Source organism: Ruminococcus difficilis (genome assembly GCF_016680995.1).
Genome location: NZ_JAEQMG010000182.1, coordinates 1 through 1,156 on the forward strand (window position 1 = coordinate 1; position 1,156 = coordinate 1,156).

Annotated in this window: 2 protein-coding genes; one reads left to right on the forward strand and one right to left on the reverse strand. The window is 44.2% G+C overall.

Annotated elements, in window-relative coordinates:
- Nucleotides 1-309: 309 nt before the first annotated feature.
- Nucleotides 310-507 carry a hypothetical protein gene (locus tag JKK62_RS16275; protein ID WP_207752217.1) on the forward strand — a complete coding sequence of 66 codons (198 nt, stop codon included), beginning with the start codon at nucleotides 310-312 and terminating at the stop codon, nucleotides 505-507.
- A 403-nt stretch (nucleotides 508-910) separates the two neighbouring features.
- On the opposite strand, the gene JKK62_RS16280 is transcribed toward JKK62_RS16275, so the two are convergent.
- On the reverse strand, nucleotides 911-1,156 hold a 246-nt coding region (locus JKK62_RS16280), incomplete at its 5' end, for a hypothetical protein (protein ID WP_201428843.1).

Genomic DNA, 1,156 nt, shown 5'->3' on the forward strand with positions numbered 1-1,156 from the left:
TTTTGGGGTCATCCGCTATATGAGTATTATACCATATCTTGTGGAGAAATGATAGAGGATATTTGATATATTGTTGCTTTTCGCTATCGGAGAGCTTTTTCAGCAGAGCCTAAATACTTTGTAGATTTCTATACACCGAGATCATATTATCAGCGCCAGCCGCTTATTGTACGGATACGGGATTTTGAGAAAAGAACAGAACCCTATGTTATCACGGCGCTGTTCGACCTGATTATCACGATCGCCAAGCTCATCACGGGCAACAACGTGCAAAAAAGAGACTATCGTCCGGTATCTCCCGAATTGAGATTGGAAATACAGAATCTTGACCGAACGCTGGAAGAATATCATTTTCTCCGTGACCACAACGTGGAATGCGCAGAGGATTTTATATCTTGCCGAAAGAAAATCGCTGAGCAAATCAAGGCTTATGAAAGCGAGCGGCAGCATATCCGAAATCAAATACGCAGGGCGAAAACGCCAGAAGAAGATAATTCTTTAAAATAACAATGCAGAGAAATCACAAAGAAGCTAACGCCCTTGCGCAAGCAGCTCAAAATCTGCGAGCGCATTGAAAACAAAGTGCCTCGTCTCCGTGTTTTGATCGAACAGGAAAAGCAGCTGGAGCAAGGCAGATACAAGTACAAATATCCTTTTGTGTTCAATATTGTTCTTCCACAGCATCCGGCATCTAAAAGATAGATAAAATACCTTTGAATCACATCCCCGTCAATTTTCTGTAAATCGTAATATCCATTGTTTTCAAGCCAAAGAAAATGCTTACAAACACCTCCCAGATATCTGGATTTTGTGTTTTCTGTCCAATTAGATACTTCCGCAAATTCATTTGCCAAAGCCTCTGATACTTCCGTGAAATAGCGGTTATCTCCTTTGATCTGATTGATTGGTTTCAGTTGACGGTACCATTGACGATTTGCGCGTACTGCTCCTCGGGGATCATCGGCGAGGTTATCTCTTTTAATAAATCCTCGCCGATCGTTCCGCTCTCGGCGTACTCTCTGCCTGCTTTGCGGATAAGGTTGAGGCGCGGCTCGGTGACGACAGCCGCTTCAGGCGCGTTGAACATCGGGCTTTCGGGAACGGTGATGATCGTGTGCTCGTTCGGAAAACACCGCTCGAACTGAGATCGGAAGAG